Source organism: Brevundimonas sp. KH_060 (assembly GCF_057838275.1).
Window position 1 is genome coordinate 2,203,913 of the sequence record NZ_CM174463.1, and the last position, 26,744, is coordinate 2,230,656.

Here is a 26,744-nt window from a genome sequence, read left to right on the forward strand (position 1 = left end):
TATAATGACGAATCGCCAGTGCGGGCTTGGTTCTTACGCCCGTGTCCAACGAGGGGTCGGGGAGTTTATGGCCAAAGCACCGTCTGAAACGAAACCTGCCGCGAAAGCGGCCTCCGCCGCTTCCAAGCCGAAACCGGCGGCAAAGTCGAGCGCGACAGCGACAAAAGCTGAAGCCAAGCCCAAGGCCGTAAAGGCCCCCGCCGCGGCGAAGACCGCCGCCAAGGCCCCGGCCAAGGCGGCTGCGCCCAAGGCCGCTCCCAAGGCGGCCAAGCCTGCTGCGGCCAAGACCGCCGTCGCGCCCAAGGCCGCCGCGAAGGCGCCCGCCGCCAAGAAACCCGCAACGCCAAAGGCTCCGAGCGCCGCCAAGGCGACCACGGTCAAGGCTGCTGCGCCGAAGAAGGCCGCTGCGCCCAAGAAACCCGCGGCGCCCAAGACCGCTGCTCCGGCCCCGGTCGAAACGCCGATCGCCGCCTCTCTGGCCCCCGCGCCCATCGCCGAGACCAAGCCCGCGCCGAAGCCCGAGCCTGTCGTCGCGGCGGCCCCCGCTCCGGTCGAACCGCCCGTTCAGGCGACCGCGCCCAAGCCCGCCGCCGAGCCGGTCAAGCCGGTCGAGGCCCCCGCCCCGCAGAAGAAAGGCTTCTTCGCCCGCCTGTTCGGCTGGTGATCGGGCGCTGATCCCAAACGCAAAGAAGGCCGGAGAGGACGCCCTCTCCGGCCTTCTTCAATTCTCATAGCCGTGTCGGCTTATTCCGGCAGGTCTTCCGCCAGGATGGCCATTTCGAACATGAAGGAGCCGGCTTCGTCCTCATCTTCGAACACCACGCCGATGAACTCGTCATCGACATAGACTTCGGCGGAATCGGCGACCTTACGGGCCTTCACCTTGATGCCGCCGTGGTTGAAGGTGCGCTTCAGGTGCGTCTCGACGCGCTTCAGATCATTCTCGGTCACGGGTAGCCTCGTTCATCTCGTTGGCGGCGGACCCTAGAGAAGCCCTCTGCCGATTGGAAGCCCGCACGGCATCAGCCCACAGCCGCGTCTCAGATCACGAAGTCATAGACGATGTCGGACAGCGTATGGTCCATGGTCCGCGCGGGCGTAGCGTCGGTCGGGCAGTTGACCAGCCTTGCAGGCACCCCCGCCACGGTACAGCCCGCCGGCACCGGCTTCAGCACCACCGAGCCGGACGCTACCTTGGCGTAGTCGCCGACCGTGATGTTGCCCAGCACCTTGGCCCCGGCGCCCAGCAGGACGCCGCGCCCGATCTTCGGGTGTCGGTCGCCGCGCTCGGCCCCCGTCCCGCCCAGGGTCACGGCGTGCAGCATGGACACCTCGTCCCCGATCACCGCCGTCTCGCCGATGACGATGCCCGTGCCATGGTCCAGAAAGACGCCCGATCCGATCCGCGCCGCCGGGTGGATGTCCAGTTGGAACAGCTCCGAAATCCGGCTCTGGAAGTGGAAGGCCAGGGTGTCGCGGTCCTGCTCCCACAGCCAGTGCGCCACGCGCCACGCCTGCAGCGCCTGGAACCCCTTGAAATACATGAAGGGCTGCAACAGCGAGCGGATCGCCGGATCGCGCTCCTGCACGGCCTTCAGGTCCGCCTCGGCGGCGGCCACGATGCCCGGATCGGCGGCGAAGGCCGACAGGGCCACCTCACGCACCGTCATGGCCCCCAGTTCCGCATCGCCCAGCTTTCGCGCGATCTGGAAACTCAGCGCCCCGGCGAAATCCTCGTGCGCTAGGACGACGGCGTTCAGCTGCGACGCCAGGCGCGGCTCCTCGCGCGCAGCGTCCTCGGCTGCGACGCGCAACTGCGCCCACAGGTCCGGCTGCTTCGGCACGACTTCCAGCTTGGCCATCAGGCTTCCTTCGACTTCAGGCGGCGACCCTACGCGCCCAGCATGGCGCGCGCCAGCGCGGCCGGCAGTTCGCCCTCCCGCGCCATATGGTAGGCGCGGTACGCCGTCGCCACCGTCAGCCCGTCGCGCACGGCGCCGCGCGCGATCTCGGCCATCAGATCACGGAACGGCACGCGCGCCGACAGGAAGACCTCCGTCTCGTCCGGCGCCGTCTCGGTCTCGTTCAAACCCCACGCCACCCAGGCCATCGCCCGCTCGTCCGTGATGGAGTTGGACAGGTCCAGGTCCAGCGCCGCGCGCCAGTGCGCCGCCGTCAGCCCCGCCTCCTCGGCCAGTTCGCGCTTCACGGCCCCGAACGGGTCTTCGCCCTGCGGCGCCCCGCCCTCGGGCATCTCCCACGAATAGCGCATCAGGGCGAAGCGGTGCTGCCCGACCAGACTGACCGTCCCGTCGTCATGCAGCGGCAGCACGCCCGTGCCCACATTCTTCGGCCGCACGACCACATAATCCGCCTCGGCCCCCGTCGGCGCGACGGCCGGGTGGCGCGTCACCCGCATCCAGGGCGTGTCGACCAGGACGCTGTCGCCCAGGCTGCGCCACGGCGGCGTGTCGGGCAGGCTCTCGGCCCAGCGGGGCTTGATGTCGCGGATTTCGGTCATGCCCCTGCTATGGCGCCGCGCGCCGCGAAAGCCTAGCTATCGTCCATGAGCCAGTCAGACCTCGCTTCCGCCCTGCCCCTGCCCGTCCGTTCGGAAGAACTGCTGTCGCGCCTGGCCGTGCGCCGCTCGGCCCCGGCCCAGTCGCTGAGCCTGCCCGGCCCCTCGGACGCCGAGATCGAGCAGATGCTGCTGCTGGGCGCCCGCACGCCGGACCACGGCAAGCTGTTCCCCTGGCGCTTCGTCATCCTCGGCCCGCGCAGCCGCGCCGAGCTGTCGCAGGCCCTGACCGCGCTGGGCGAAACCCAGAACCGCACCGGCAAGGAGATCGCCGCCCTGGCCAAGCTGGCCAATCCGCCGCTGGCCATCATGGTCGTCTCCACCCCGATCCAGGGCCACAAGGTCCCGGTGTGGGAGCAGCAACTGTCCGCCGGCGCCGTCTGCATGAACCTTGAACACGCGGCCAATGCGCTGGGCTATTCGGCCAGTTGGATCACGGACTGGTATTCCTACGACCCCGCCGCCGTCGCCCTGTTCGGCGTCGAGGACGGCGAGAGCATCGCCGGCTTCATCCACGTCGGCTCCCTGTCCGAGCCCCCGCTTGAACGCCCCCGCCCCGACCTGGAGCACAAGGTGACGGCCCGGCCCTAACGCCTCACCCTTCTCCCCTTGAGGGAGAAGGTGGCCGAGCGCAGCGAGGTCGGATGAGGGGTCTCTCCGCCGTTGCAAAACCCCTCATCCGTCAGCCTTCGGCCGCCACCTTCTCCCGCAAGGGGAGAAGGACGCATCAGCGCCCCTCCTCCTCCGGCCGGTGCACGATCGACACCAGCACCACCGAGATGATCATCAGCAGGAACCACGCCCCCAGCTTGTTCAGGCTGACCATCTCCCATCCGGCCTCCTGCCCCGGATAGACCCAGGCCCGCGCGAACGTCCCCAGGTTCTCCGCAAACCAGATGAACAGCGCCACCAGCCCATAGCCCAGCAGCAGCGGCATCGACCGCCGCGTCCGGTCGGCGGTGAAGTAGAACCACCCCCGCATAAACAGCAGCCCCGTCGCCGCGAACAGCGCCAGCCGAATGTCCGGCAGCCAGTGGTGCGCAAAGAAGTTGACGTAGATCGCCGCCGCCAGCACCCACGTCGTCCACAGCGGCGGATAGTTCCGCACCCGGATATGGAAGATGCGCTGCACCCGCGCGATGTAGCTGCCCACCGCCGCATACATGAAGCCCGAGAACAGCGGCACGGCGCCGATCCTCAGCACCGACTCTTCCGGATAGATCCACGACCCGTGATAGGTCTTGAACAGCTCCATGATCGTCCCGGCGACATGGAACAGGAAGATGACCCGCGCCTCCTCCCAGCTCTCCAGCTTCAGGGCCAGCATCGCCGCCTGTATCCCCAGCGCCCCCAGCACCAGAAAGTCATAGCGCGCCAGCGGCGCCTGATCCGGCCAGAACAGAAACGTCCCCAGGATCAGCGCCAGCATCGCCCCGCCGAACAGACACGCCCACCCCTGCTTCAGCCCGAACCACAGGAACTCATAGGCGTAACGGCGCGGGCGCGAGCGGTCCGCCCACGCCTCCGCGCGGGCCATCAGACGACGGCCCCAAGCTTCGAGCGGGAGGCGGGAGGATGGGGTCATGGGTGAGCGATGCTGAATCTGGGTGAGTAGGCGCTAGTATGGCAACCTTCCTCGATGACAGCTTCATCCTCGTCACTCCAAATGCACAAGGAAGACTAGGAAAGCCTACGCTCAACGTCCTCAAAGAAGGATGCATATGGGGTCCTCAAGCTTGCCACAAGCTGAGAAAATGCGCGGAGCGTTTCGCGCACCTTCTCTTGATTTTTCAGTCCGTCGCTGAACGCCTTTTCTAGGTGTGTGTGAAGGCCTGAAAGCGCCCCGACAGTTGGAGCCCATATCTTAGCGGCCTCCTCGGGCGAAATTTTTTGGGAAAAATCAAGCTGAAACCGGTTTGCTACCACCCTATTTGTGATCGTCTCTAGACACTCACCGACCGCACCGCACAGCAAAAACACGGCGCCTCGCTTTCGATAAAATTCAAGCTTATCTATTTCTGCATTTGTTAAGGCTGCCCCCGCCTTTTCCTTAGATCGAAGTGCATTCTTTTCATTCTCGACCGCTTTCAGCAGACCATAACAAAAAACAATATGGGACGCAGTCAAGTTGTCGTTGAAATAACGACTGTACAGAGCATCCCTGGACCAAATCGCAGATTTCTCATTATAAGCGACCGTCGGATCACCATGAACAGCTGCAATAGCTTGACCTACGGAATATGACGGCAACAGTTTAGGACGACGCTTGATAGCCGCCGAAACACCACCACGTCGTCCCCCATCGTATTCAGCTTCTGGTATAGCCGCCATCTCGAGCACCAAGCGGCGCTGCGTGGGGTCCGTGCTCCGAAAATCAGACGCGGTCACCGCATTCTGACTATTATTGTAGCGAACCACCTCTCCGACGAGGTCTTCGCTCGCCGTAGAAATAAATCGGGCTAAAACATACGCTTCTTCAGGAGGATCCTCTTGAGCCGTACCAATTGTACCCGTGGTTTGAGCGCCATTAACAATTGAAAGGCCGTGAACCGTGACCTTCATCGTTCCGTCGCCCTGTCGGGACGCGTCAATTTTATGAGTAAGAATTGTCAATCCATTATTATATACAAAGAAATTTACAGCCTTTTCCTGCAAAGATCGCTGCATTTGATAATTAATGTTTGAATCGCCCGATTTCATTCCTAGAAAATCGCGGACATTCGCGGAAAACAATCTAGTGTTGTGCTGCTTATAAAGAGAGCGCAATAAACGAAGCCTGAGAGGAACAACAAAACATTTCCAATCTCCTTCATCGAATTCAAGGCCAGCACGAGCATCAAACTCAACTACATCATTAACAAGAATAGGCGTATTCGTGTCTGTATACAGTTTTTCAAGATTTTCTGACGCAATTTCCTCCGCAAATACGGCTACGCTAGCCGCATTAAAGCGTGATTTAATGATAGAATGCGTGGTCTGCTCAACGGCACTCAATTCCGAGCGAACATTTTCTGAACCTGGGCAATTATGAACAAACCAAACGTATATTTGATCTATATCGCCATCTGCGAGAGCTGAACGGAGAGCGGAAGCGCTTGGTCTGATCCGTTCAGGAACAGATGCCAGGTCCACCTCAACCAAATATGAAAGCGCCTGCCGAAGCGTCGCCGCTTTGCCCGCGTTAGCGGACTGCTTCGGAGCGTCAGCCCGATAGGACTGTGCAACGACTGCCAATCTTTGATCAGGATCAATGTAAACTACATCGCAGCTTCGATCGTCGGGACCGTCCACGACTGCGTCGGCTCCGATTGTCTCCAGATCATCATAGCCAAATTTTAGCGCCATCGCGAATAGAGCAAGGCCAGCGCTACCGAACTGCGCCAAATCTTCTCGATCTTTATAGGCGTGGGCCCAAGAGATTGGAGTCGTTGCATTCATTAGGAATCACCAAAGCTGCTAAGAAACAGTATGGCAAAGCTTTGCCGCAAGATCGAGCGCTGTTTTCTGGGACGGATTAATCCCTCTCCACAATCACCCCTCACCCCCGCCCGCGATACCCCGCCACGCCCTGATCCGGCAGCCACACGCCCTCCAGCGGCGCGCCCGTCTGCCAGAAGACGTCGATGGGGATGCCGCCGCGCGGATACCAATAGCCGCCGATGCGCAGCCATTTCGGTTGCAGCAGGTCGGCCAGGCGCTTGCCGATGGCGACGGTGCAATCCTCGTGGAAGGCGCCGTGGTTGCGGAAGCTGGTCAGGTACAGCTTCAGGCTCTTGCTCTCGACCAGCCAGTCGCCCGGCACATAGTCGATGACGATGTGAGCGAAGTCGGGCTGGTTCGTCACCGGGCACAGGCTGGTGAACTCCGGCGCGGTGAAGCGCGCCACATAAAGCGTGTCGAGGTGCGGATTAGGCACGCGCTCCAGCACCGCTTCCTGCGGGTTGGTCGGGGCGGCGGTCTGGGCGCCGAGCTGGCTGAGGCTGTCGGTATAGTGCGTCATGCTCGCCATTTAGGCCTTCCCCCCGCCAAAGAAAACGCCGCCCCGCCGCAATCGGCCTTCCCCCCGCTCCACCCGTGCTAGACTGGGCCCCCGCCAAGGGGAGAACGGCCGTGCGGCGACGAGGCGGATTTCAGACGATTCAGACGAATTGGACTCTCTTTTTTCCCTCTCCCTCAAGGGCAGAAGGACGCTGGAACGCATTGCCTTCCCCGGCGACAGCTGGTTAGCGTAGTCAAAAGCAACTCAGGAGAGACGACCCGTGGCCATTCCTGCTTCCCTCCAGTCCGGCCTGAAGCTGCCGGTGATCGCCTCGCCGATGTTTCTGGTGTCCGGGCCGGATCTGGTGGTCGAGGCCTGCAACGCGGGCGTGATCGGCACCTTCCCCTCGCTGAACCAGCGCACGACCGAGGGCTATCGGGAGTGGCTGCAAGAGATCAAGTCGCGCCTGGCGCCCGACGCCGCCCCCTTCGGCGTCAACCACATCATCCACCCGACCAACTCGCGCCTGATGGCCGACATGATGGTCTCGGTCGAGGAGAAGGTGCCGCTGATCATCACCTCTCTGGGCGCCGTGCGCGACGTGGTGGATGCGGTGCACGGCTACGGCGGCGTGGTCTTCCACGACATCGCCAATGTGCGTCATGCGCGCAAGGCGGCCGAGGCGGGCGTCGACGGGCTGATCCTGGTCGCCAACGGCGCGGGCGGGCACGCGGGCGTGGTGAACCCCTTCGCCCTGATCAATGAGGTCCGCAGCTTCTATGACGGGACCATCATCCTGGCGGGCGCCCTGTCGACCGGCCAGGACGTGGCGGCGGCGCTGATGATGGGGGCCGACTTCGCCTATATGGGCACCCGTTTCATCGCCACGACCGAGAGCGCGGCCCAGCCGCACTACAAGGATCTGATCGTCCAGTCGGGCTCGGCGGACATCACCTATACGCCCGCCGTCTCGGGCATTCCGGCCAACTTCCTGACCCCCTCCCTGGTCGAGAACAAGATCGATCCCAAATCCCTGCCCGAGCACAAGCTGGACATGGGCGAAGAGGCCAAGGCCTGGAAGACCATCTGGTCGGCGGGCCAGGGTTCGGGCGCCATCCACGACGTGCCGACGACGGCTCAGCTTGTCGCTCGGCTGACGGACGAGTTTTCGCAAGCCTGTGATAAATTCGACAAGAAGCGCCTCTAGGAAGCGGCCTCGACACTCCCCTATCGAGGCCGACCATGCGCATCCTGACGACCGCCCTGAAGACGACCGTCCTGGCGACCGCCCCGCTCCTGATCCTGGCCTCGACGGCCCAGGCGCAAGAGATGCCCGGCCGCTGGAGCTTCAGCGCCGGCGCCGCCAGCGACAACCGCTCCAAGGACGCCTCCAAGTCGGACGGCGACGCCTTCGTGTGGGGCGCGGCGGAATGGGAAAGCGAAAGCGGCCTCTTCTACGTCAGCCCCGCCGCCGAAACGATCAAGAGCGGCGGCTCGGAGCTGGAGCTGGAGCTGACCGGCGGGGTGAAGCCCCAGTGGGCCGGCTTCGACTTCGACCTGAACGTCGCGCACAAGTGGCGGGTGGACGCCAACCCCGGCTATGATGCCAACGCCTGGGAGTTCACGGCCGACATGAAGCGCTCGATCGGCCCGGCCAGCGCACGCCTGCGGCTGCAGCACTCGCCCGACGGCGCCGGTTCGGTCGAGGCCTGGACCTGGGTGGCGATGCGCGGCGGCTGGGACTTCACAGACAAGCTGAACGTCTCGGCCGAGATCGGTCGCCGCGAGCAGGACAACAGCGTCGACTACACCGGCTACAACATCGGCGCGACCTACGCCCTGACGCCCAAGCTGGAGGCCGAACTGCGCTGGCACGGCACCAACGCCAAGGTTCCGGGCGAACAATACGCCGACGCCCTGGTCGCCGGGATCAGCGTCTACTTCTGATCCGCCACGCCGCGTTTCAGGCGCCCGGTTTCACCTTTGGCCCGAAAGGGCCTAGGCTGCGGTCATGACTTTTCGACCGACGACTTTGGAACGTGCGTACCAACTGGCCGAAAGCGGCTCCTGCCGGACAGTGGGGGATGTCAAACAGGCCCTGAAGCTGGAGGGCTATGAGCGGATTCAGGATGCGCTCTACGGCTCGACCATCACCTCGGCCTTGCGTAAGCTGTGTCAGGAGAACTGGGTGTCGCCGCCGGAAACGGCCGAGCCCTGACGCCCCAGCTCTTGCATTAGAACACCAGAGGGTCCACCCTAGAGGGGTCGATCTCTCTGCGTAACGCTCTGCCTTCTGCCCCGCGCACCGAGGTCTAAGCCGATCCATACAGACCCGACAGGTCTTCAGGGACGTTCTCTGAGGCCAACTTCTAGCGGAGGTCCTGAAAATGGCTACCGGCACTGTTAAATGGTTCAACTCCACCAAGGGCTACGGCTTCATCCAGCCGGACGACGGCGGCAAGGACGTCTTCGTCCACATCTCGGCTGTTGAACAAGCCGGCCTGCGCGGCCTGGACGAAAACCAAAAGGTTTCCTACGAAATCGAGCGCGACCGTCGCTCGGGCAAGGAATCGGCTGGTCAACTGAAGACCGAAGGCTGATCCGGCTCCATCGCCGGCCACGTCAGCAATGACGGGCCGACGATGATAGGATTGAAGCGCGCAGAGGGTCCGCCCTCTGCGCGCTTTTCTTTTGCGCCCTAGGCTGCGATCGCCAGGGGCCGCAACGGGCCGAAGTCCGCGCCGCTGGGCGACTGGAACAGGCGCAGGCCGAACTCAGGCAGGATCGCCAGCAGGTGATCGAAGATATCGCCCTGGATCGCCTCATACTCAGCCCAGGCCACGGTGGCGGTGAAGGCGTAAATTTCCAGCGGCAGCCCCGTCTCGGTCGGCTGCAACTGACGCACCAGCAGCGTCATGTCCTGGCGAATGCCGGGGTGGTTCTCCAGATAGTTCTGCACATAGGCGCGGAAGGCGCCGATATTGGTCGAGCGCCGCATATTGACCGGGTCGCGCCCGGCGGCGGCCAGCTTGGCGTTCCAGTCGGCCATCTCGGCGCTCTTGTCGGCCAGGTAGTCGTCGATCAGCAGGAAACGCCGCATCCGCTCGCGCTCAGCCTCGGTCAGGAAGCGCGCGCTGGTCTGGTCGATCAGCAGCGACCGCTTGATGCGCCGTCCGCCGCTGTCCTGCATCCCGCGCCAGTTGCGATAGGACTCGCTGATCAATCGCCAGGTCGGGATGGTGGTGATGGTCTTGTCCCAGTTCTGGACCTTCACCGTGTGCAGGGCGATGTCGATGACGTCGCCGTCGGCGTTGACCTGGGGCATCTCGATCCAGTCGCCGACGCGCAGCATGTCGTTGGAATTCAGCTGAACCGAGGCCACCAGCGACAAGATGGTGTCCTTGAACACCAGCATCAGCACCGCCGCGAGCGCCCCGAGGCCCGACAGCAACAGCAGCGGCGAGCGGTCGATCAGGGCCGCGATCACCAGAATGGTGGCGACGGCGTAGATGACGATCTTCAGGACCTGCAGATAGCCCTTGATGCTGCGGCGATGGGCGCGCGGCGAGCGGGCGTAGATGGCGTTGGCCATGTCCAGACCGGCGCCAATGCCGATGGCCACAGCCACAATCATGAAGGCCCCGGCCACATTCTGGACCAGGGTGACGGCGCCAGGCGCCAGATGCGGCACGCCGCTGACCCCCTGATGGATGATGATGGCGGGCACAACACGAGTGAAGCTGCGCACCACCGGCCGAAGCAGGATGTCGAGATCGTGCACCGCCCGGCCGACCACTCTCAGGATCAGCCGGGTCAGGATGCGGCGGACCACAAAGTCCGCGATAAAGGCGACAAGGGCGAGAAGACAGAGCCCGATCAGCATCTCCGCGATCGGAAACTCCGCCAGGCGATCACGCATGGCGTCGAAATCAAACATGGCCCCAGCCTAGGCAGGGCCGCCGGGGATTTGAACCCCGGCGCGTCAATCAGCGTCAGCCGATGGCCTGATCCAGGTCGGCGATCAGATCGTCGATGTCCTCGACCCCGACCGACAGGCGGATCAGGTTGTCAGTGACGCCGCCGGCCTCACGCACCTCCTTAGGCACGGATGCATGGGTCATGATGGCCGGGTGGTTCACCAGGCTCTCCACGCCGCCCAGCGACTCGGCCAGGGTGAAGACCTGCACCCGCTCCAGCACGCGCTTGGTGCGCTCCAGATCGCCGTCGATCAGCACCGTGACCATGCCGCCGAAGCGACCGTTCATCTGGCGCGCGGCCAGTTCGTGCTGCGGGTGGCTGATCAGTCCCGGATAGATGACCTTGGCGACGCCTTTCCGCTCTTCCAGCCAGCGGGCGACGGCCAGGGCGTTCTCGTTGTGCGCCTTCATGCGCAGGCCCAGAGTCTTCAGCCCCCGGTTGGCCAGGAAGGCGTCGAACGGCCCCATGACGCCGCCGATGGAGTTCTGAAGGAACTTGAGTTGGGCCGCCATCTCGGCGTCCTTGGCCACCAGGACCCCGCCGACGATGTCGGAGTGGCCGTTCAGATATTTGGTCGCCGAGTGCATGACCACGTCGGCGCCCAGCGCCAGCGGCTGCTGGCTCCACGGCGTGGCGAAGGTGTTGTCGACCACCAGGATCAACTTGTGCGCCTTGGCGATCTTCGACAGGGCCTCGATGTCGGCCAGCTTCATCAGCGGGTTGGTGGGCGTCTCGACCCACAGCATCCGCGTCTTATCGGTGATCGACGCCTCGACCGTCGCCAGATCGGTCAGGTCGATGTAGCTGAAGTCCAGCCCCATCGACCGGCGCCGCACCCGCTCGAACAGCCGCCACGAGCCGCCGTACAGGTCGTCGCCGGTGACGATGTGCGACCCGGCGTCCAGCAGCTCCAGCGCCGTCGAGGTCGCCGCCATGCCCGAGCCGAAGCCGAAGGCCTGAACCCCGCCTTCCAGATCGGCGATGCAGGCCTCGAAGGCCTCGCGCGTCGGGTTCTTGCCGCGGGCGTATTCATAGCCCTTATTCACGCCCGGGCTTTCCTGAGCGTAGGTCGAGGTGGCGTAGATCGGCGTCATCACCGCGCCCGTGGTCGGGTCGGGCTTCTGGCCGGCGTGGATGGCGCGGGTCGAGAAGCCCTGGCGGTTCTTCAGTTCAGACATGGGCTTACCGGTTCAGGCTGAGGTGGTTGATCAGGTCGGTGCGGGTGATCAGGCCGACGAAGGTCTCGCCGTCCAGCACGATGGCGACGCGGTCGCGGTCGAAGACCGGGATCAGGGCGTCCAGGGACTCCGTAACCTGAAGCGTGTCCAGGTCGCGCGTCATGGCCGAGGACACGGGCTTGGCGAAACGTTCCTGACGCGTGATGTCGTCGGTGTTCATGATGTGAACGATGTCGCTCTCGTCCAGAATCCCTACCAGACGCCCGTCCTGGATGACCGGCAGTTGCGACAGGCCGTCGCCGCGCATCCGCTTGAAGGCGGTGTCCAGCGTGTCTTCCGGCCCGATCACCACCACGTCGCCGGCGGCGTATTTGCGGTTGATCAGATCCGACAGGTCGCCGTGCAGTTCGCGCTGGGTCAGGCCCTGATCGGCCAGCCAGGCGTCGTTGTAGACCTTGGACAGGTATTTGGCGCCGGTGTCGCAGACGAAGGTCACGACCCGCTTCGGTTCCGTCTGCTCGCGGCACCAGCGCAGGGCCGTGGCGATCAGGGTGCCCGACGACGAGCCCGCCAGGATGCCTTCCTTCAGCAGCAGCTCGCGCACCGTGGCGATCGCCTCGGCGTCGGGGATGGAATAGGCGACGTCGATCAGGTCGGCGTCGGCGGTGTCCGGCATGAAGTTCTGGCCGATGCCTTCGACGGTATAGCTGCCGTCCGGCCCGGCCACGCCCTCATTGATCAGGCCCGCCAGGGCCGAACCGACCGGGTCGGCCAGGATGATCTTCGCCTTGGACCCCTGCGATTTGAAATACTGAGCGTTGCCCGTGATCGTTCCGCCCGAACCGATGCCGGCGACGAAGGCGTCGATGTCCCCGTCCATCTGCTCGAAGATTTCGGGTCCGGTCGTCTTGAAGTGGGCCTCGGAGTTGGCGTCGTTGGCAAACTGGTTGACGAAATAGCCGCCCGGAATCTGCTGAGCCAGACGCTCGGCCATGTCGGTGTAGTATTCGGGGTGGCCGTGCGGCACGTCCGAACGGGTCAGGCGCACGTCGGCGCCCATGGCGCGCAGGTGCTGGATCTTCTCCTTCGACATCTTGTCGGGAATGACCAGCAGGACGTTGTAGCCCTTCTGCTTGCCGACCAGGGTCAGGGCCAGGCCGGTGTTGCCTGCGGTCGCCTCGACGATCGTCCCGCCGGGCTTCAGCCAGCCCTGTTTCTCGGCCGCCTCGATCATCGACAGGGCGATGCGGTCCTTGATGGAGCCGCCGGGGTTCTGGCTCTCCAGCTTCAGGAACAGACGGCAGCGGCCGGTGTCGATCCGCGTCACCTCGACCATCGGCGTCTTGCCGATCAGGTCCAGCAGCGACCCCACAGGGCGGGACAGGACAGGGGCGTCGGACATCGACATGAAGGCAGGCTCCGTTGCACGGGTTTCGAGTGAAGCTGGGCGTCGCGCCCCTCGCGGTCAACTCATGCAAGTTTTCACCCTTTCGCCGCGAAGCGCGTTAGAAAGGGCGCAATGGTCAAGACACCGAAACGCCCCGTCGCGGGCCTACCCGACAAAGAATCCCTCGTCGCCTTCCTGCGCGAGGCCGGAGAAGCCGAAAAGGCCGACATCGCCCGCGCCTTCGGCCTGAAGGGCGCCGAGCGCCGCGCCCTGCGCGAAATGCTGAAGGAGCTGGAGGCCGAGGGCCGCCTGGGCAAGCGCGGCCGCAAGGGCTTTTCCGAAGCCGGTGCCCTGCCCCCGGTCGGCGTGGTCGACGTGGTGGATCGCGACGCCGACGGCGAGCTGTACGTCGAACTGGTCAAGAGCAGCGATGACGCGCCGCGCGCCGTCCTGATGCCTGACCGCGAAGGTCGCGGCCCGGCGCCCGGCATGGGCGACCGCCTGCTGGTCAAGTTCAGCCGGGGCGTCGAAGGCTGGGAGGCGCGCCTGGTCAAGCGGCTGGACGCCGGGACCAACCGCGTTCTGGGCGTCATCCGAAAATCAGCGCGCGAAACCCGGGTCGAGCCGGTCGACAAGCGTTCCAAGGACGTCCTTCTGGTCCCCGCCGCACAGGCGACGGACCTGCGCGACGGCGATCTGGTGCTGGCCGCCATCGAGAAGGGCGAGCATCGCTATGGTCCCAAGCGCGGCAAGATCCTCGAGAACATCGGCCGCGAAGACGACCCGCGCGCCGCCTCCATCATCGCCATCCACGCCCACGGCGTGCCGACCGGCTTCTCTGAAGCCGTCGAGCGCGAGGCCGAGGAACAGGCTGTCCCGACGCTGAAGGGGCGCGAAGACCTGCGCCACGTCCCCTTCATCACCATCGACCCCGCCGACGCGCGCGACCACGACGACGCCGTCTATGCCGAGCGTGACGAAGACCCGGCCAATGCAGGCGGCTGGATCGTCTGGGTCGCCATCGCCGACGTCGCCGCCTATGTGCGCCCGAACACGGCGCTGGATCGCGAGGCGCGGGCCAAGGGCAACTCGACCTACTTCCCCGACCGGGTCGAGCCGATGCTGCCTGAAGTGCTGTCCAACGGCCTGTGCAGCCTGAAGCAGGGCGAGAACCGCGCCTGCATGGCCGTGCGCATGGTCTTCGACAAGGACGGTCGGAAGACAGGGCACAAGTTCACGCGCGGCCTGATGCGCTCGCACGCCAAGCTGTCCTACGAACAGGCGCAATCGGCCATCGACGGCCTTCTGGACGACGCGACCGGGCCGATCATGGAGGCGATCCTCTATCCGCTGTGGAACGCCTATCGCACCATGCTGAAGGGCCGCGAGCGCCGCAGCCCCCTGGCCATCGAAAGCCCCGAGCGCCGGATCATCATGGCCCCCGACGGCGGCATCGCCGCCATCGAGCCGCGCAAGTCGCTGGAAGCTCACCGCCTGATCGAAGAGATGATGATCCAGGCCAACGTCTGCGCCGCGGAAACGCTGGAGAAGACGCGCACGCCGCTGATCTATCGTGTCCACGACACGCCCAGCCAGGAGAAGATCTTCAACCTGGCCGACTTCCTGCACACCATTGGTAAACCCTGGAACAAGGGCGAGGCGCCGAACACCAAACGCTTCAACAAGCTGCTGGAAGAGACCCGCGACACCCCGCACGCCGAGGTCGTCAACGAAGTCGTCCTGCGCACCCAGATGCAGGCCATCTACAGCCCCGAGAACGTCGGCCACTTCGGTCTGCACCTGGACCGCTATGCCCACTTCACCTCGCCAATCCGGCGCTATTCGGACCTGATCGTCCATCGCGGACTGATCCGGGGGCTGAACCTGGGCTCGGACGGCCTGACCGACCGTGAGATCGCCGAACTGGGCGGCATCGCCGATCACGTCACAGAAACGGAGCGCCGTTCCATGGCCGCCGAGCGCGACGCCATGGATCGCTACATCGCCGCCTTCCTAGAAGAGCACGTCGGCGCGACCTTCAGCGGCCGGATCACCGGCGTCACCCGCTTCGGCCTGTTCGTACGGCTGGACGAGACGGGGGCCGACGGCCTGGTGCCCGTCTCGACGCTGGGCGACGAATATTTCACCCACGACGACCGCACCCACGCCCTGGTCGGCGAACGCACCGGCAAGCGGTTCCCGCTGGGCCGCCGCGTCGAGGTGCGGCTGATGGAGGCCACGCCCGTCACCGGCGGTCTGGTGCTGGAAATGCTGTCCGAACCCGATCCGCGCGATCCGAACGCCCCGGCCCCGCGCTACGGCATGCGCGGACGCGGTGGAGACGGCCCGCCCAAGCGTGGAAAAGGCCGCCCCGGCGGCCCCAAGCCCCGCAACGGCGCCAAGCCCTCCGGCGGCCTGAAGGGCGTCCGAAAGGGTAAGCGGCGGTGAACGATGCTGTTTCCCTTCTCCCCTCGAGGGAGAAGGTGGCCTGCGGAGCAGGTCGGATGAGGGGGCTGTGTCAGCAGGCAGAACGGCTGATGTTCAGGACGCAGCAAGCGTCCCCCTCATCCGTCTCGCTACGCGATCCACCTTCTCCCCCGACGGGGAGAAGGAAGGAGATTCATCTATGACCCCCCTCCCCTTCGACGCAGCCCAAGACCTCGCCGACGCCCCGCGTGTCGGCGGCGCGCAACGTCCCAAGGACGCGGCCACGCTGATCCTGACCCGCGACGCCAGGCGCCCCGAGGTGCTGATGGGCCGCCGGGCGCCGGGGCACGTCTTCATGGCGTCGAAGTGGGTGTTTCCGGGCGGACGCATCGAACGGGCGGATTTCAACGCCGCCGACGACGGAGCCCTGTCGAACGACGCCGCACGACGATTGCAGGCGGAGATGCCCGCCCGTCGCGCCCGCGCGCTGGCCCTGGCCGCCGTGCGCGAAACGTTTGAGGAAACCGGCCTGATCCTGGGCCGCGCAGCGCCTACCGCTTCAGTCGCCGGGCCGTGGCGGGAGTATCGTCAGGCAGGCGCTCTGCCTGATCTGTCAGTCCTGTCCTATGTGGCGCGCGCCATCACCCCGCCAGGCCGCACGCGCCGCTTCGACGCCCGCTTCTTCATGGCCCCGGTCGAGGCCCTGCGCGATCCCGACCGCATCGAGGGCTCAGGCGAACTGGACGAAATCGCCTGGATTCCGTTGGACGAGGCGCGAGGACTGGACCTGCCCGCCATCACCCGCTTCGTGCTGGGCGAAGTCGCCGAGCGGCTGAAGACCCCACAGCGTCCCCTGCCCTTCGTGCACATGGTGCACGGCCGCCACGTCATCGACCATCAGGACTGAGCCGATGGGAAAGCAGCCGATCACCCTGCGCCTGACCATCGCCGACCCCGTGCCGGGCATTCGCTACAGCCTTCAGGACAAGGACGGGCCTGTCGACGCCGTTACGGCCTGCGACGCGCCGCTGTCTTTGGATGTGACCGTCCTGCTCGATGACGACGATCGACTGGCGGGTCCGTTCGTCCGTCGCGAAGGCGCCGAACGGCGCTTCGTCTACATCGGCATCGGCAAACACGCTGGCGACGTCGACAGCGCCTGGGATCGACGCGCCAAGATCGACGTACACGACATTCCCGCCGAACTGCTGGCTCTGGCGCGCGCCGGGCAGGTGCTGGAGGCCCGCCTTCCCGGCCGAGGGCGTGACGGCGGACCGGCTTGCGCCACCGTCAGACCACTGGCCGCGTGGACTGCGCTCTAACGGCCTATTCGGCGACCGGCTTGGTCAGGTCGAAATCGACGCGGAAGTGGCGGTTCGGACGACGCAGTTCATAGGCGAAGGTCTGCTTGGGATGGACCTCCATCGCCCAGACGTTGGTCGTCGAGACCGAGGCGTCCTGGGCGTTAAACAGGTCGATGGATTCCTGATCGACCGGGAATTCCTGCCGCTCGGCCGTGCCTTCGTTCACGGTGTCGCCGCCGTACCAGTGCAGCGGATCGGTCTTGCCGTCCGGCTGGCGGTGATCGTGCTTCAGGCGCAGGCCCGATTCTGTGCGGGTCACGACCCAAGTGCGCGAGCGGTCTTCGCCGACCCAGAAGGGAATGCGAATCTCATCCTTCGAGCAGTCGCGCACGTGCATCAGCAGGCGCTTGCCGACGAAGTCCGAGTCGGCGGCCTCGGTCGTGACGACCTTGCCCTCAAATCGCTGGCCGCACAGTTCGGTCAGATTCGCGAAGAAGGCGTCCTGCGCCGTGGCCGCAGCCGCATCGGGCGTAGCGGCGGGCGCCGCAGGCTCGGACGAGCAGGCGGACAGGGTCAATCCGGCCGCGATGACGGCGACGGACAGGGCGTGGGCGGGCTTGAAGTCAGGCGTTTTCATGGCGAAACACTAGCGCTTCTGCGGCCCCGCTCAACGCGACATCGAAACCGTTGACTTTGAGCCCGTCCTGAGTATGTTCCGCGCCTCTCGTTTCATGCGGCTTTCGCCGTCGCAAAGGTACTTCCGATGGCCAAACCGGCTTCCATCAAGATCCGCCTGAACTCCACCGCCGACACCGGCTTCTTCTACGTCACCAAGAAGAACGCCCGTACGATGACCGAGAAAATGGTCGTCAAGAAGTACGACCCGGTCGTCCGCAAGCACGTCGAGTTCAAGGAAGGCAAGATCAAGTAAGGGTTTAACCCCCGCTTGAACCTGCAAGAATCGAAACGCCCGGTCGCAGGACCGGGCGTTTTTCGTTGTCCGTGATACGACGACAGATGCGTCAGGCGGCGCGCGCCACCACCCGATTGCGGCCGGCCTTCTTCGCCTCATAGACGCCTTCGTCGGCGCGCTTCAGCAGGGAGGCCGGCGTGTCGTCCGCTCCCCTCGTCGCCGCCACGCCGACCGAGACGGTGATGCTCAACGGCTCGCCGCCCAGGATGCGGAAGGCCGAGGCGCCGACGTCCCGACGAATTCGCTCGGCGATGCGATGGGCGTCCTCCAGCGTCGTGCCGGGCATGACCACCACGAACTCTTCGCCGCCGAACCGACACGGCAGGTCCACGGCCCGTACATTGGTCGCCAGCCGCACGGAGAACTCGCGCAGAACCTCGTCGCCCGCGTCGTGGCCCAGGCTGTCGTTAACCGCCTTGAAGTGGTCGATGTCCAGCACCAGCACCGCCACCGGGTCGCCGCCGCGATTGGCGCGCGCCACCAGGGCGTCCAGTTGGCCGTTCATGTAGCGACGATTATGCAGGCCGGTCAGGGGGTCCGTGACCGCCATCTCCAGATTGTGGTCCAGCTTCTCGCGCAGGAAGTCGCCATAGCGCTTGCGCCGCACCTGGGTCCGCACCCGCGCCGCCAGTTCCTCGGGATCGATGGGACGGATCAGCAGGTCGTGCGCGCCCAGTTCCAGCGCCTTGAGCAGGCGCGGCCGATCCTGGGTGTCCACCACGGCCAATACCGGCAGGCGCCGCGTCGGCTCCTTGGAACGAAGCTGGGCGATCAGGCGCAAGCCGTCGAACCGTTCGGACGTGATGTTGACGATCACCAGATCGACCGGACCGCGCGCCGTCTCAAGCCCTGCCTCGGCCGAGGGCTCGATCATGGGGCGGTGCTCCCGCGACAGCTCCTGCGCGATCACCTGAGCCTGAAGCGTATTGTCATCGACGATCAGAACGCGTCCGCCCGAGCCCTTGAGCCGCGCCACGCCGCCGGTGTCGACGCCGACCCGACGCCCGCTCTCCTCGCGCTCGCGCAGTTCGTCCATGACCATTTTCAGCCGGGTCAGGCTGCGGACCCGCGCCATCAGGATCACGTCGTCCAGCGGCTTGGACAGGAAGTCGTCGGCCCCAGCCTCCAGGCCCTTGATCCGATCGTGCCGCCCGTCCAGCGCCGTCACCAGCACCACCGGGATATGGCGCGTCTCCGCCGCCGCCTTGATCCGACGGCAGGTCTCGAAGCCGTCCATTCCCGGCATCATCACGTCGAGCAGAATCAGATCCGGCTGCTCGGCGCCGGCCAGGGCGATGGCGGTCGCGCCGTCATGGCAGGTGAGCACGTCGTAGTATTCGAGGGTCAGTTTGGCTTCGAGCAGCCGGACGTTCGCCTCGACGTCGTCGACCACCAGGATTCGCGCGCTCATGCCGCCCCCTGACCCAGGTGCCTGCGCACCGTCTCCAGGAAGGAAATGACTGAAATGGGCTTGGAGATGTAAGCTTCGCAGCCCCCCTGCCGTATCCGTTCCTCATCACCCTTCATGGCAAAGGCTGTAACGGCGATGACGGGGATATGGTTCAGCTCTTCGTCGTCCTTGAGCCATTTGGTGACTTCAAGGCCCGAGATCTCCGGCAATTGGATATCCATCAGGATCAGATCGGGGCGGTGCTCGCGCGCAATCGCCAGCGCCTGCAGCCCTTCGCGAGTCTGCAGCACTTCATACCCCTGAGAATCGAGCAGATCATGAAAAAGCTTCATGTTCAGCTCATTATCCTCGACGATGAGGACCTTCTTGGACATCCGCCACCCGGCTGTTGCGCCTCTTGTTCATCCGCTTTCGCGGCGGGCTGTTACGCCTTCTTGAGTGCACTGTGGCGGCGCCAGTCTTAAGTTGGCGTGAAGCTGAGACAAACGGAGTTCATGCGTGGCCATCACGGCCCTCTGCCGCGACTGTCTGTGGACCGGCGACCGCAAGGTCGCGCGGTGTCCGTCGTGCGCCTCGCGCCGGGTGATCGCCCATGACGAGCTGAGCGATCTGCACATCGCCCACATGGACTGCGACGCCTTCTACGCCTCGGTCGAGAAGCGCGATCGGCCGGAGCTGCGCGACAAGCCGGTGATCGTCGGGGGCGGCAAGCGGGGCGTCGTCTCCACCGCCTGCTATGTAGCGCGGCTGTATGGCGTCGGCTCGGCCATGCCGATGTTCAAGGCGTTGAAGGCCTGTCCCGACGCCGTGGTGATCAAGCCGGACTTTCGAAAATATGTGGCCGAGAGCGAGCGCATCTTCGGCGCCGTCCATCGCCTGACGCCGCTGGTCCAGACCCTGTCGCTGGACGAAGCCTGGATCGACCTGAAGGGCACCGAGCGGCTGAATGGCGGCCCGCCCGCCTTCCAGCTGGCGCGCCTGCAGAAATGGATTGAGGACGAGACGGGGCTCAGCGTCTCCATCGGCCTGGCGCCCAACCGCTTCCTGGCCAAGATCGCGTCCGAACTGGACAAGCCGCGCGGCTTTTCAGTGATCGGCGTCGCTGAGGCGCAAGGCCTGCTGGCGCCGCGTCCCGTGACCACCCTGCCCGGCGTCGGGCCGGTGTTCGGCCGCACCCTGCGCTCCGACGGCTTCGCTGTGATCGGCGATCTGGCCTCTGCCGACGTTAAGGATCTGATCCGGCGCTATGGCGAGACGGGCCTGCGCCTGCACGACCTCAGCCACGCCCGCGACAGCCGCCCGGTGAACCCCGACCACGACCGGCGCGGAATGAGCGCCGAGACCACCTTCAACGACGACCTGACCACCGCCGAGGCGCTGGAGGCCGAGCTGTGGCCCCTGTGCGAGAAGCTGGCCTCCAAGGCGCGGCGCGACGGCGTAGCCAGCCGCGTCGTGGTGCTGAAACTGCGCAAGACGGACTTCAAGATCGTGACCCGCCGCGTCACCCTGGCCGATCCGGTGCAGACGGCGCGCGCCCTGTTCGCCGCCGGACGCGAGTTGCTGAAGCCGGAACTGGGCGTGCCCTATCGGCTGATCGGCATCGGCATGGCCGACATCGCCGACGCCCAGGACGCCCCCGCCGGCCTGTTCGCCACGGCCGAGACCCGCGCCCTGAAAACCGAGACCGCCATCGACGCCCTGCGCGACAAGTTCGGGGTCGCCGCCGTGGTGGCCGGACGCGCTTTGAAACGGCCAGGCAAACGCGCTGGATGACGCGGCGGCCGCGCCGCGCTAAACCCCGCCCGAACCCCCTTTGAACGGAGTCGTCACATGAGCATCCACGCCCGCATCGCCGAACTGGGCATCACCCTGCCGGAACCCGCCAAGCCGGTCGCCAGCTACGTCTCCTACGTCCGCTCGGGCGAGCAGATCTTCATCTCGGGCCAGCTATCGAACGACGCCAGCGGCGGCATCAAGGGCACCGTCGGCGTGGACGTGACCCCGGAGCAAGCCGCCGAGGCCGCCCGCCTGTGCGGCATCAACCTGCTGGCCCAGATCAACGCCGCGGTCGACGGCGACCTGGATCGCGTGGTCCGCATCGTCAAGCTGGGCGGCTTCGTACAGGCCGGACCGGATTTCGAAGCCATCCCCGGCGTCATCAACGGCTGCTCGGACCTGATGGTCCAGGTCTTCGGCGACGCGGGCAAGCACTCGCGTTCGGCCGTCGGCGTCTACAAGCTGCCGCTCGGCTTCGCCGTCGAAGTGGACGCCATCATCGAGGTGAAGTGACACCTGTGAACACCTGCCTTCTTCCCTCGGGGGAGAAGGTGGCTCGCGTAGCGAGACGGATGAGGGGGCGGTGTGTTGCGCCCTCATCCTTGACCCATTCGCACGCGGACACAGCCCCCTCATCCGAGCGCTTTCAGCGCCCACCTTCTCCCCCGAGGGGAGAAGGATAGAGGTGTCGGGTTTCACGCTACAGGTGCACGACAACATCGCCGCCATAGGCCGGGACGCATGGGACGCCTGTGCGGCCCCGAGCGGCGATCCTTTCGTTTCCTACGACTTCCTCGACGCCTGCGAAGCGTCCGGCAGCGCCGTCCCGGCTGAAGGCTGGGCGGCGCGCCATCTGTCCCTGCATGATGAAGACGGCGCCGTGATCGGCGTCATGCCCTTCTATCTGAAGGGCCACAGCCAGGGCGAATATGTCTTCGACCACAGCTGGGCCGACGCCTATGAGCGCGCGGGCGGGCGTTATTATCCCAAGCTGCTGGGCGCCGTGCCCTTCACCCCCGCGACGGGGCCGCGCTTCCTGGTCCGCCCCTCTTCCGTCGTCACCCCGGAAAGCCCGCAGGGCTTATCCGAGGCCGCTCAAGACGTCGACGACAACGCCCTTGGCGGTCCCGGCTCTACGCTGCGCTCCGGCCGGGATGACGCGATCAGATCAGCCCTGCTGCAAAGCGCGCTGACGTTGACGCAGCGACTGGGCGTCTCGTCCCTGCACGTCAACTTCCCGACCGAGGCGGAATGGCGCGCCATGACCGAGGCAGGCCTGCTGCCGCGCCGCGATATCCAGTTCATCTGGCGCAACGAGGGCTATCGGACCTTCGACGACTTTCTGGCCGCCCTGTCGTCCAATCGCCGCAAGACCATCCGGCGCGAGCGGCGCGTGGCGCAGGCGGGTCTCGACATCCGCGTCCTGACCGGGGCGGAGATCACGCCGGCGCACTGGGACGCCTTCTTCGCCTTCTACATGGACACCGGCGACCGCAAATGGGGACGGCCCTATCTGACGCGGGACTTCTTCGCCCGCATCGGCGCAAGCATGGCCGACCGCATCGCCCTGGTCATGGCGTTCGAGAACGAGACGCCGGTCGCCGGGGCGCTGAACTTCATCGGCCGTGAGGCGCTATATGGCCGACAGTGGGGGACGCTGGTCGATCGCCCCTTCCTGCATTTCGAGCTGTGCTATTATCAGGCCATCGACTTCGCCATCTCGCGCGGCCTGTCGCGGGTCGAGGCGGGCGCCCAGGGGGATCACAAGATCGCGCGCGGCTACCTGCCCTCCCCCGTCTATTCGGCCCATTTCATCGCCGATCCGGCGCTGCGCGATCCGGTCGCCCGCTATCTTGAGCAGGAGCGTCCGGCGGTGGAGGCGGAGATGCAGGCGATGGCCACGGAACTGTCGCCCTATCGCCAGGGCTGACATCCCGTCGCACCTTGGACGAACACCGGAACCGTGACCGTTCCTGCGCGCTTCCTTGGAGAGTTTCACTCCCCAACAGGTAAATAGTCATGGCAAATCAACGCATCGAAGGCGCGATCGAAGAATTTGAAGGCAAGGCCCAGCGCGGCATGGGCCGCATGGTCGGCGACAGCAAGCTTCAGGTCGACGGCGCCATCAAGGAAGTCTCGGGCCGCGCCAAGAACGCCTATGGCCGCGTCATCGACGGCTTGGACGGCATGGTGGACAAGGCCCCCGCCGATCTGCGCGATCCGGCGCGCAAGGGTCTGGATTTCGCCCGCCGCAAGCCCCTTCTGACGACCGGCATCATCGCCGGCGCGGCGGTTCTGCTCGGCGCCCTGGGCCGCAAGCGCTAAGCGACGCCTCGGTCGACAAAAAAGGCCCGGACGGCGACGTCCGGGCCTTTCTCTTTGAGCCTGGTGGGAGATCAGGCCGTCTCTTCTTCCTCTTCCTTCACCGCCGCGCCCTTGGTCGGGGTGATGTCGAAGGCGATCTTGCCGTCCTTCAGCTCGACCTTCACATGACCGCCGCGGGTCAGGCGGCCGAACAGGATGTCGTCGGCCAGCGGCTTCTTGATGTGTTCCTGAATGACGCGGGCCAGGGGCCGTGCGCCATACAGTTCATCGAAGCCGTTCTTGGCCAGCCAGTCGGTCGCCTCGTCGGTCAGTTCGATGGTGATGTTGCGGTCCGCCAGCTGGGCCTCCAACTGCATCACGAACTTGGTCACCACCGAGCGGATCGTCTCGGCGCCCAGCGGCTTGAAGGCCACGATGGCGTCCAGACGGTTCCGGAACTCCGGCGCGAACAGGCGCTGGATGGCCTTGTCGTCCTCGCCCTCGACCTTGCCCCGGCCGAAGCCGATGGAGGCGCGTGCGTTGTCGGCGGCCCCGGCGTTGGTGGTCATGATCAGGATGACGTTCCTGAAATCGACCTTCTTGCCGATGGCGTCGGTCAGCGTCCCGTTGTCCATCACCTGCAGCAGGATGTTGTAGACGTCAGGGTGCGCCTTCTCGATCTCATCCAGCAGCACCACCGAGTGCGGATGCTGGTCGACGGCGTCGGTCAGCAGGCCGCCCTGGTCATGGCCGACATAGCCCGGAGGCGCGCCGATCAGACGACTGACCGTGTGGCGCTCCATGTATTCCGACATGTCGAAGCGCTGCATCTCGATGCCCAGAGTGGCCGCGAGTTGCTTGGCGACTTCCGTCTTGCCGACGCCGGTGGGACCGCTGAACAGGAAGGCGCCGATCGGCTTGTTCGGATCACGCAGACCCGCCCGCGCCAGCTTCATCGCCGCCGAGACCTGATCGATGGCCTGCTCCTGACCATAGACGACGCGCTTCAGATCGGATTCCAGCTCGCGCAGGGATTCCGTGTCCGACTTGCTGACCGACTTCGGCGGGATGCGGGCCATCTTGGCGATGACGGCCTCGACCTCCTTCTGGCCGATGACCTTCTTGCGCTTCGATTCCGGCAGCAGCATCTGCGACGCTCCCGCCTCGTCGATCACGTCGATGGCCTTGTCCGGCAGCTTGCGGTCAGTGATGTAGCGCGCCGACAGATCGACCGCCGTGCGGATGGCCGAGTCCGTGTAGCGCAGCTTGTGGTGCGTCTCATAGGTCGTCTTCAGACCCTTGAGGATCTTCACCGTGTCCTCAATCGTCGGCTCATTGACGTCGATCTTCTGGAAGCGGCGCACCAGGGCGCGGTCCTTCTCGAAGTGCTGGCGATACTCCTTGTAGGTGGTCGAGCCCATGCAGCGCAGGCTGCCGGACGCCAGGGCCGGCTTCAGCAGGTTGGAGGCGTCCATGGCTCCGCCCGACGTCGCGCCGGCGCCGATCACCGTGTGGATTTCGTCGATGAACAGGACCGCGTTCTCGTGGTTCTCCAACTCCTTGACGACCTGCTTCAGCCGCTCCTCGAAGTCGCCGCGATAGCGGGTGCCCGCCAGCAACGAACCCATGTCGAGGCTGTAGATGGTTGCGCCCTTGAGAACCTCCGGCACCTCGCCGTTGACGATCTTGCGCGCCAGACCTTCGGCGATGGCGGTTTTGCCGACGCCGGGGTCGCCGACCAGAAGCGGGTTGTTCTTGGTGCGGCGGCACAGGATCTGGATCGAGCGCTCGACCTCGGCCTGACGACCGATCAGGGGATCGATCTTGCCGTTGCGGGCCTTCTCGTTCAGGTCGATGCAATAGGCTTCCAGCGCCTCGCCGCCTTGCTTGACGACCGAGCCGTCCTCGGCCTCTTCAGGGCTGGAGCCGCCGCGCACCGAGCGGGCTTCATTGGCCCCGGCCTTCTTGGCGATGCCGTGAGCGATGAAGTTGACCGCGTCGTAACGCGTCATGTCCTGCTCCTGCAGGAAATAGGCGGCGTGGCTTTCGCGTTCGGAGAAGATGGCGACCAGGACGTTGGCGCCGGTCACTTCCTCGCGGCCGGACGACTGGACGTGGATGACCGCGCGCTGGATCACGCGCTGGAAACCTGCGGTGGGCTTGGCGTCGTCGCCATCGGCCGTGGCCAGGGCGGCCAGGTCGGTGTCGACATAGGAGCCGAGCGCCGCCTTCAGCGCGCCCAGATCGACGTTGCAGGCCGTCATCACGGCCGAGGCGTCCGGATCGTCGATCAGGGCCAGCAGCAGGTGTTCGAGCGTGGCGTATTCATGCCGGCGCTCGTTGGCGTAGTGGACCGCGCGGTGCAGGGTCTCTTCGAGAGGACGGGAAAACGAAGGCATGGCAGGTTCCTCTCAGTCCTTTTCCATCGTGCATTGCAGGGGATGCTGGTGGCGTCGCGCCGTCTCGACCACCTGGGCGACCTTGGTTTCGGCCACTTCGTAGGTAAAGACACCGCAGACCCCGACGCCATGCTGGTGCACGTGCAGCATGATGCGGGTCGCGTCCTCGCGGCTCTTCTGGAAGAACCGCTCCAGCACGTAGATGACGAACTCCATGGGGGTGTAGTCGTCATTCAGGATCAGCACCCGATAAAGCGAGGGCCGCTGAAGTTTCGGCTTTGTCTCGGTGACGACGGCGGCGCCTGCGCCTCCGCCTTGTTCACCTGGCCGTCTGTTAGGCATTCGTGGTCCGTAATCGGGGAGTGTCAAAAGATCAGATAGGGAATGATGGCCTGATTTGTAGATGCGTCCAGTCACAGCCTGCGTGACCCCGATCGCCTGACCAAAGATTCACGGGACATCTCAGCTCTGGAACCGCATCAATGCGCTTCTGTTCCCTGCCCCGGATCGTCTCCATGCCCCTGATCGCCGGACTGTTCGCCGCCCTGATGCTGGGCCAGGCGCCCGCCGCCCATCCCGATGACGTCGCCCTCGCTCCCATCATCGCCGAACGGGACGCGGCCCTGTTTTCGACCATGTTCGACCAGTGCGATCCCGGAACCCTGGCCGATCTTGTGACTGACGACCTGGAATTCTACCACGACCGGGGCGGCCTGACGGCGACGCGGGCGCGCTTCATCGACGACTATCGCAAGGGCTGTACGGCGCGGGCCGCCCCCGACGCCTGGCGCTCACGGCGCGAACTCGTGCCTGGCACGATGCGGGTCTACGCCATCCCCGGCGTCGGCGCTGTCGAGGAAGGCAGCCACCTGTTCTACGAACGGCAGGGCGACGGGCCTGAAACCCTGGTCGGACGCGCCCGCTTCTCCGTCCTGTGGCGGCTGGAGCCGGACGGGCGCTGGCGGCTGGCCCGCGCCTTCAGCATCGACCACGCTCCCATGAGCGCCGAACAGAAACCATGAAAAAGGCCCCGGCGTCTCCGCCGGGACC

At 65.3% G+C, this 26,744-nt stretch carries 29 protein-coding genes; 15 read left to right on the forward strand and 14 right to left on the reverse strand.

Going from position 1 to position 26,744, the window contains the following annotated elements; translation table 11 throughout:
* Positions 1–67 precede the first annotated feature (67 nt).
* Positions 68–664 carry a hypothetical protein gene (locus AC3IPP_RS10790; RefSeq protein ID WP_489149005.1) on the forward strand — a complete coding sequence of 199 codons (597 nt, stop codon included), beginning with the start codon at positions 68–70 and terminating at the stop codon, positions 662–664.
* Positions 665–744: 80 nt separating this feature from the next.
* On the opposite strand, the gene AC3IPP_RS10795 is transcribed toward AC3IPP_RS10790, so the two are convergent.
* From AC3IPP_RS10795 to AC3IPP_RS10805, 3 genes are all read right to left on the reverse strand, one after another.
* On the reverse strand, positions 745–951 hold the full coding sequence (locus AC3IPP_RS10795; protein ID WP_003164469.1) for a DUF3126 family protein: 207 nt from the start codon (positions 949–951) through the stop codon (positions 745–747).
* Between the two features lie 89 nt (positions 952–1,040).
* Entirely contained in the window at positions 1,041–1,862 is an 822-nt protein-coding gene (gene cysE / locus AC3IPP_RS10800; RefSeq protein ID WP_087140084.1) for a serine O-acetyltransferase, read from the reverse strand.
* 29 nt (positions 1,863–1,891) lie between these two features.
* Positions 1,892–2,521 carry an NUDIX domain-containing protein gene (locus AC3IPP_RS10805; protein ID WP_489149006.1) on the reverse strand — a complete coding sequence of 210 codons (630 nt, stop codon included), beginning with the start codon at positions 2,519–2,521 and terminating at the stop codon, positions 1,892–1,894.
* Positions 2,522–2,566: 45 nt separating this feature from the next.
* Here AC3IPP_RS10805 and AC3IPP_RS10810 point away from each other — a divergent pair, with 45 nt between their 5' ends.
* The gene (locus AC3IPP_RS10810; RefSeq protein ID WP_489149007.1) at positions 2,567–3,169 is read left to right on the forward strand and encodes a nitroreductase family protein; all 603 of its coding nucleotides are present in this window, start codon (positions 2,567–2,569) and stop codon (positions 3,167–3,169) included.
* Between the two features lie 136 nt (positions 3,170–3,305).
* Here AC3IPP_RS10810 and AC3IPP_RS10815 read toward each other — a convergent pair whose 3' ends face one another.
* From AC3IPP_RS10815 to queF, 3 genes are all read right to left on the reverse strand, one after another.
* Positions 3,306–4,163 carry a DUF817 domain-containing protein gene (locus AC3IPP_RS10815; protein ID WP_489149008.1) on the reverse strand — a complete coding sequence of 286 codons (858 nt, stop codon included), beginning with the start codon at positions 4,161–4,163 and terminating at the stop codon, positions 3,306–3,308.
* Between the two features lie 95 nt (positions 4,164–4,258).
* Positions 4,259–6,016: an AIPR family protein gene (locus tag AC3IPP_RS10820; RefSeq protein WP_489149009.1), complete on the reverse strand. Its 1,758-nt coding sequence runs from the start codon at positions 6,014–6,016 to the stop codon at positions 4,259–4,261.
* A gap of 100 nt (positions 6,017–6,116) precedes the next feature.
* On the reverse strand, positions 6,117–6,578 hold the full coding sequence (gene queF, locus AC3IPP_RS10825) for a preQ(1) synthase (RefSeq protein WP_489151059.1): 462 nt from the start codon (positions 6,576–6,578) through the stop codon (positions 6,117–6,119).
* Between the two features lie 259 nt (positions 6,579–6,837).
* Here queF and AC3IPP_RS10830 point away from each other — a divergent pair, with 259 nt between their 5' ends.
* The 4 genes from AC3IPP_RS10830 to AC3IPP_RS10845 all read left to right on the forward strand — a co-directional run bounded on the left by AC3IPP_RS10830 (position 6,838) and on the right by AC3IPP_RS10845 (position 9,157).
* Entirely contained in the window at positions 6,838–7,764 is a 927-nt protein-coding gene (locus tag AC3IPP_RS10830) for an NAD(P)H-dependent flavin oxidoreductase (RefSeq protein ID WP_087141359.1), read from the forward strand.
* 35 nt (positions 7,765–7,799) lie between these two features.
* Positions 7,800–8,504 (forward strand): TorF family putative porin, encoded by a 705-nt coding sequence (locus AC3IPP_RS10835; protein ID WP_087141358.1) that lies wholly within the window; start codon positions 7,800–7,802, stop codon positions 8,502–8,504.
* Positions 8,505–8,568: 64 nt separating this feature from the next.
* On the forward strand, positions 8,569–8,775 hold the full coding sequence (locus AC3IPP_RS10840) for a hypothetical protein (protein ID WP_087141357.1): 207 nt from the start codon (positions 8,569–8,571) through the stop codon (positions 8,773–8,775).
* Between the two features lie 169 nt (positions 8,776–8,944).
* Positions 8,945–9,157, forward strand: a complete 213-nt coding sequence (locus tag AC3IPP_RS10845; protein WP_003164457.1) for a cold-shock protein — start codon at positions 8,945–8,947, stop codon at positions 9,155–9,157.
* 98 nt (positions 9,158–9,255) lie between these two features.
* Here AC3IPP_RS10845 and AC3IPP_RS10850 read toward each other — a convergent pair whose 3' ends face one another.
* Genes AC3IPP_RS10850 through AC3IPP_RS10860 form a run of 3 tightly spaced genes read right to left on the reverse strand, consistent with a single transcriptional unit; the run spans position 9,256 to position 13,121 of the window.
* A complete protein-coding gene (locus tag AC3IPP_RS10850) occupies positions 9,256–10,494 on the reverse strand; it encodes a mechanosensitive ion channel family protein (RefSeq protein ID WP_489149010.1) in 1,239 nt (412 codons plus the stop codon).
* A gap of 55 nt (positions 10,495–10,549) precedes the next feature.
* The gene (locus AC3IPP_RS10855) at positions 10,550–11,713 is read right to left on the reverse strand and encodes a cystathionine gamma-synthase (protein ID WP_489149011.1); all 1,164 of its coding nucleotides are present in this window, start codon (positions 11,711–11,713) and stop codon (positions 10,550–10,552) included.
* Between the two features lie 4 nt (positions 11,714–11,717).
* The gene (locus AC3IPP_RS10860; RefSeq protein ID WP_087141354.1) at positions 11,718–13,121 is read right to left on the reverse strand and encodes a pyridoxal-phosphate dependent enzyme; all 1,404 of its coding nucleotides are present in this window, start codon (positions 13,119–13,121) and stop codon (positions 11,718–11,720) included.
* 111 nt (positions 13,122–13,232) lie between these two features.
* On the opposite strand from AC3IPP_RS10860, the gene rnr reads away from it, so the two are divergent.
* The 3 genes from rnr (at position 13,233) to AC3IPP_RS10875 (ending at position 16,849) form a co-directional block, all read left to right on the forward strand.
* Positions 13,233–15,548 (forward strand): ribonuclease R, encoded by a 2,316-nt coding sequence (rnr, locus tag AC3IPP_RS10865; RefSeq protein ID WP_489149012.1) that lies wholly within the window; start codon positions 13,233–13,235, stop codon positions 15,546–15,548.
* 178 nt (positions 15,549–15,726) lie between these two features.
* Positions 15,727–16,434: an NUDIX hydrolase gene (locus tag AC3IPP_RS10870; RefSeq protein ID WP_489149013.1), complete on the forward strand. Its 708-nt coding sequence runs from the start codon at positions 15,727–15,729 to the stop codon at positions 16,432–16,434.
* Between the two features lie 4 nt (positions 16,435–16,438).
* A complete protein-coding gene (locus tag AC3IPP_RS10875) occupies positions 16,439–16,849 on the forward strand; it encodes a DUF5990 family protein (protein ID WP_489149014.1) in 411 nt (136 codons plus the stop codon).
* A gap of 4 nt (positions 16,850–16,853) precedes the next feature.
* On the opposite strand, the gene AC3IPP_RS10880 is transcribed toward AC3IPP_RS10875, so the two are convergent.
* Complete coding sequence (locus AC3IPP_RS10880; RefSeq protein WP_489149015.1) at positions 16,854–17,468, reverse strand: hypothetical protein; 615 nt, start codon at positions 17,466–17,468, stop codon at positions 16,854–16,856.
* Positions 17,469–17,594: 126 nt separating this feature from the next.
* Here AC3IPP_RS10880 and rpmG point away from each other — a divergent pair, with 126 nt between their 5' ends.
* Positions 17,595–17,762 (forward strand): 50S ribosomal protein L33, encoded by a 168-nt coding sequence (gene rpmG / locus AC3IPP_RS10885; RefSeq protein WP_003164451.1) that lies wholly within the window; start codon positions 17,595–17,597, stop codon positions 17,760–17,762.
* 91 nt (positions 17,763–17,853) lie between these two features.
* Here rpmG and AC3IPP_RS10890 read toward each other — a convergent pair whose 3' ends face one another.
* The gene (locus AC3IPP_RS10890; RefSeq protein WP_087141349.1) at positions 17,854–19,215 is read right to left on the reverse strand and encodes a PleD family two-component system response regulator; all 1,362 of its coding nucleotides are present in this window, start codon (positions 19,213–19,215) and stop codon (positions 17,854–17,856) included.
* Positions 19,212–19,589, reverse strand: a complete 378-nt coding sequence (locus AC3IPP_RS10895; RefSeq protein WP_003164449.1) for a response regulator — start codon at positions 19,587–19,589, stop codon at positions 19,212–19,214. Before AC3IPP_RS10895 ends, AC3IPP_RS10890 begins: the two co-directional genes overlap by 4 nt.
* Before the next feature lie 124 nt (positions 19,590–19,713).
* Between AC3IPP_RS10895 and AC3IPP_RS10900 the strand changes: the two genes are divergently transcribed.
* The 4 genes from AC3IPP_RS10900 (at position 19,714) to AC3IPP_RS10915 (ending at position 23,316) form a co-directional block, all read left to right on the forward strand.
* Positions 19,714–20,988 (forward strand): DNA polymerase IV, encoded by a 1,275-nt coding sequence (locus AC3IPP_RS10900; RefSeq protein WP_489149016.1) that lies wholly within the window; start codon positions 19,714–19,716, stop codon positions 20,986–20,988.
* Between the two features lie 57 nt (positions 20,989–21,045).
* Entirely contained in the window at positions 21,046–21,504 is a 459-nt protein-coding gene (locus tag AC3IPP_RS10905) for a RidA family protein (RefSeq protein ID WP_200166643.1), read from the forward strand.
* Positions 21,505–21,676: 172 nt separating this feature from the next.
* On the forward strand, positions 21,677–22,921 hold the full coding sequence (locus AC3IPP_RS10910; RefSeq protein ID WP_489149017.1) for a GNAT family N-acetyltransferase: 1,245 nt from the start codon (positions 21,677–21,679) through the stop codon (positions 22,919–22,921).
* Positions 22,922–23,010: 89 nt separating this feature from the next.
* A complete protein-coding gene (locus tag AC3IPP_RS10915; RefSeq protein WP_489149018.1) occupies positions 23,011–23,316 on the forward strand; it encodes a CsbD family protein in 306 nt (101 codons plus the stop codon).
* Between the two features lie 71 nt (positions 23,317–23,387).
* Here the strand turns inward: AC3IPP_RS10915 and clpA are convergent, their stop codons facing one another.
* Both clpA and clpS read right to left on the reverse strand, forming a co-directional pair.
* Entirely contained in the window at positions 23,388–25,694 is a 2,307-nt protein-coding gene (clpA, locus tag AC3IPP_RS10920) for an ATP-dependent Clp protease ATP-binding subunit ClpA (protein ID WP_489149019.1), read from the reverse strand.
* Between the two features lie 12 nt (positions 25,695–25,706).
* On the reverse strand, positions 25,707–26,036 hold the full coding sequence (gene clpS, locus AC3IPP_RS10925; RefSeq protein WP_003164443.1) for an ATP-dependent Clp protease adapter ClpS: 330 nt from the start codon (positions 26,034–26,036) through the stop codon (positions 25,707–25,709).
* A gap of 140 nt (positions 26,037–26,176) precedes the next feature.
* On the opposite strand from clpS, the gene AC3IPP_RS10930 reads away from it, so the two are divergent.
* Positions 26,177–26,716, forward strand: coding sequence for a nuclear transport factor 2 family protein (locus AC3IPP_RS10930; RefSeq protein WP_489149020.1), 540 nt, complete (start codon positions 26,177–26,179; stop codon positions 26,714–26,716).
* The last annotated feature ends 28 nt before the right edge of the window (positions 26,717–26,744 follow it).

Bases quoted from the DNA above. Each gene is read 5' to 3' on its own strand.
- AC3IPP_RS10790 (WP_489149005.1), top strand. From the start codon at position 68: ATGGCCAAAGCACCGTCTGAAACGAAACCTGCCGCGAAAGCGGCCTCC.
- cysE (WP_087140084.1), bottom strand. From the start codon at position 1,862: ATGGCCAAGCTGGAAGTCGTGCCGAAGCAGCCGGACCTGTGGGCGCAG.
- AC3IPP_RS10805 (WP_489149006.1), bottom strand. From the start codon at position 2,521: ATGACCGAAATCCGCGACATCAAGCCCCGCTGGGCCGAGAGCCTGCCC.
- AC3IPP_RS10810 (WP_489149007.1), top strand. From the start codon at position 2,567: ATGAGCCAGTCAGACCTCGCTTCCGCCCTGCCCCTGCCCGTCCGTTCG.
- AC3IPP_RS10815 (WP_489149008.1), bottom strand. From the start codon at position 4,163: ATGACCCCATCCTCCCGCCTCCCGCTCGAAGCTTGGGGCCGTCGTCTG.
- AC3IPP_RS10820 (WP_489149009.1), bottom strand. From the start codon at position 6,016: ATGAATGCAACGACTCCAATCTCTTGGGCCCACGCCTATAAAGATCGA.
- queF (WP_489151059.1), bottom strand. From the start codon at position 6,578: ATGACGCACTATACCGACAGCCTCAGCCAGCTCGGCGCCCAGACCGCC.
- AC3IPP_RS10835 (WP_087141358.1), top strand. From the start codon at position 7,800: ATGCGCATCCTGACGACCGCCCTGAAGACGACCGTCCTGGCGACCGCC.
- AC3IPP_RS10840 (WP_087141357.1), top strand. From the start codon at position 8,569: ATGACTTTTCGACCGACGACTTTGGAACGTGCGTACCAACTGGCCGAA.
- AC3IPP_RS10845 (WP_003164457.1), top strand. From the start codon at position 8,945: ATGGCTACCGGCACTGTTAAATGGTTCAACTCCACCAAGGGCTACGGC.
- AC3IPP_RS10850 (WP_489149010.1), bottom strand. From the start codon at position 10,494: ATGTTTGATTTCGACGCCATGCGTGATCGCCTGGCGGAGTTTCCGATC.
- AC3IPP_RS10855 (WP_489149011.1), bottom strand. From the start codon at position 11,713: ATGTCTGAACTGAAGAACCGCCAGGGCTTCTCGACCCGCGCCATCCAC.
- AC3IPP_RS10860 (WP_087141354.1), bottom strand. From the start codon at position 13,121: ATGTCGATGTCCGACGCCCCTGTCCTGTCCCGCCCTGTGGGGTCGCTG.
- rnr (WP_489149012.1), top strand. From the start codon at position 13,233: ATGGTCAAGACACCGAAACGCCCCGTCGCGGGCCTACCCGACAAAGAA.
- AC3IPP_RS10870 (WP_489149013.1), top strand. From the start codon at position 15,727: ATGACCCCCCTCCCCTTCGACGCAGCCCAAGACCTCGCCGACGCCCCG.
- AC3IPP_RS10875 (WP_489149014.1), top strand. From the start codon at position 16,439: ATGGGAAAGCAGCCGATCACCCTGCGCCTGACCATCGCCGACCCCGTG.
- AC3IPP_RS10880 (WP_489149015.1), bottom strand. From the start codon at position 17,468: ATGAAAACGCCTGACTTCAAGCCCGCCCACGCCCTGTCCGTCGCCGTC.
- rpmG (WP_003164451.1), top strand. From the start codon at position 17,595: ATGGCCAAACCGGCTTCCATCAAGATCCGCCTGAACTCCACCGCCGAC.
- AC3IPP_RS10890 (WP_087141349.1), bottom strand. From the start codon at position 19,215: ATGAGCGCGCGAATCCTGGTGGTCGACGACGTCGAGGCGAACGTCCGG.
- AC3IPP_RS10895 (WP_003164449.1), bottom strand. From the start codon at position 19,589: ATGTCCAAGAAGGTCCTCATCGTCGAGGATAATGAGCTGAACATGAAG.
- AC3IPP_RS10905 (WP_200166643.1), top strand. From the start codon at position 21,046: ATGAGCATCCACGCCCGCATCGCCGAACTGGGCATCACCCTGCCGGAA.
- AC3IPP_RS10915 (WP_489149018.1), top strand. From the start codon at position 23,011: ATGGCAAATCAACGCATCGAAGGCGCGATCGAAGAATTTGAAGGCAAG.
- clpA (WP_489149019.1), bottom strand. From the start codon at position 25,694: ATGCCTTCGTTTTCCCGTCCTCTCGAAGAGACCCTGCACCGCGCGGTC.
- clpS (WP_003164443.1), bottom strand. From the start codon at position 26,036: ATGCCTAACAGACGGCCAGGTGAACAAGGCGGAGGCGCAGGCGCCGCC.
- AC3IPP_RS10930 (WP_489149020.1), top strand. From the start codon at position 26,177: ATGCGCTTCTGTTCCCTGCCCCGGATCGTCTCCATGCCCCTGATCGCC.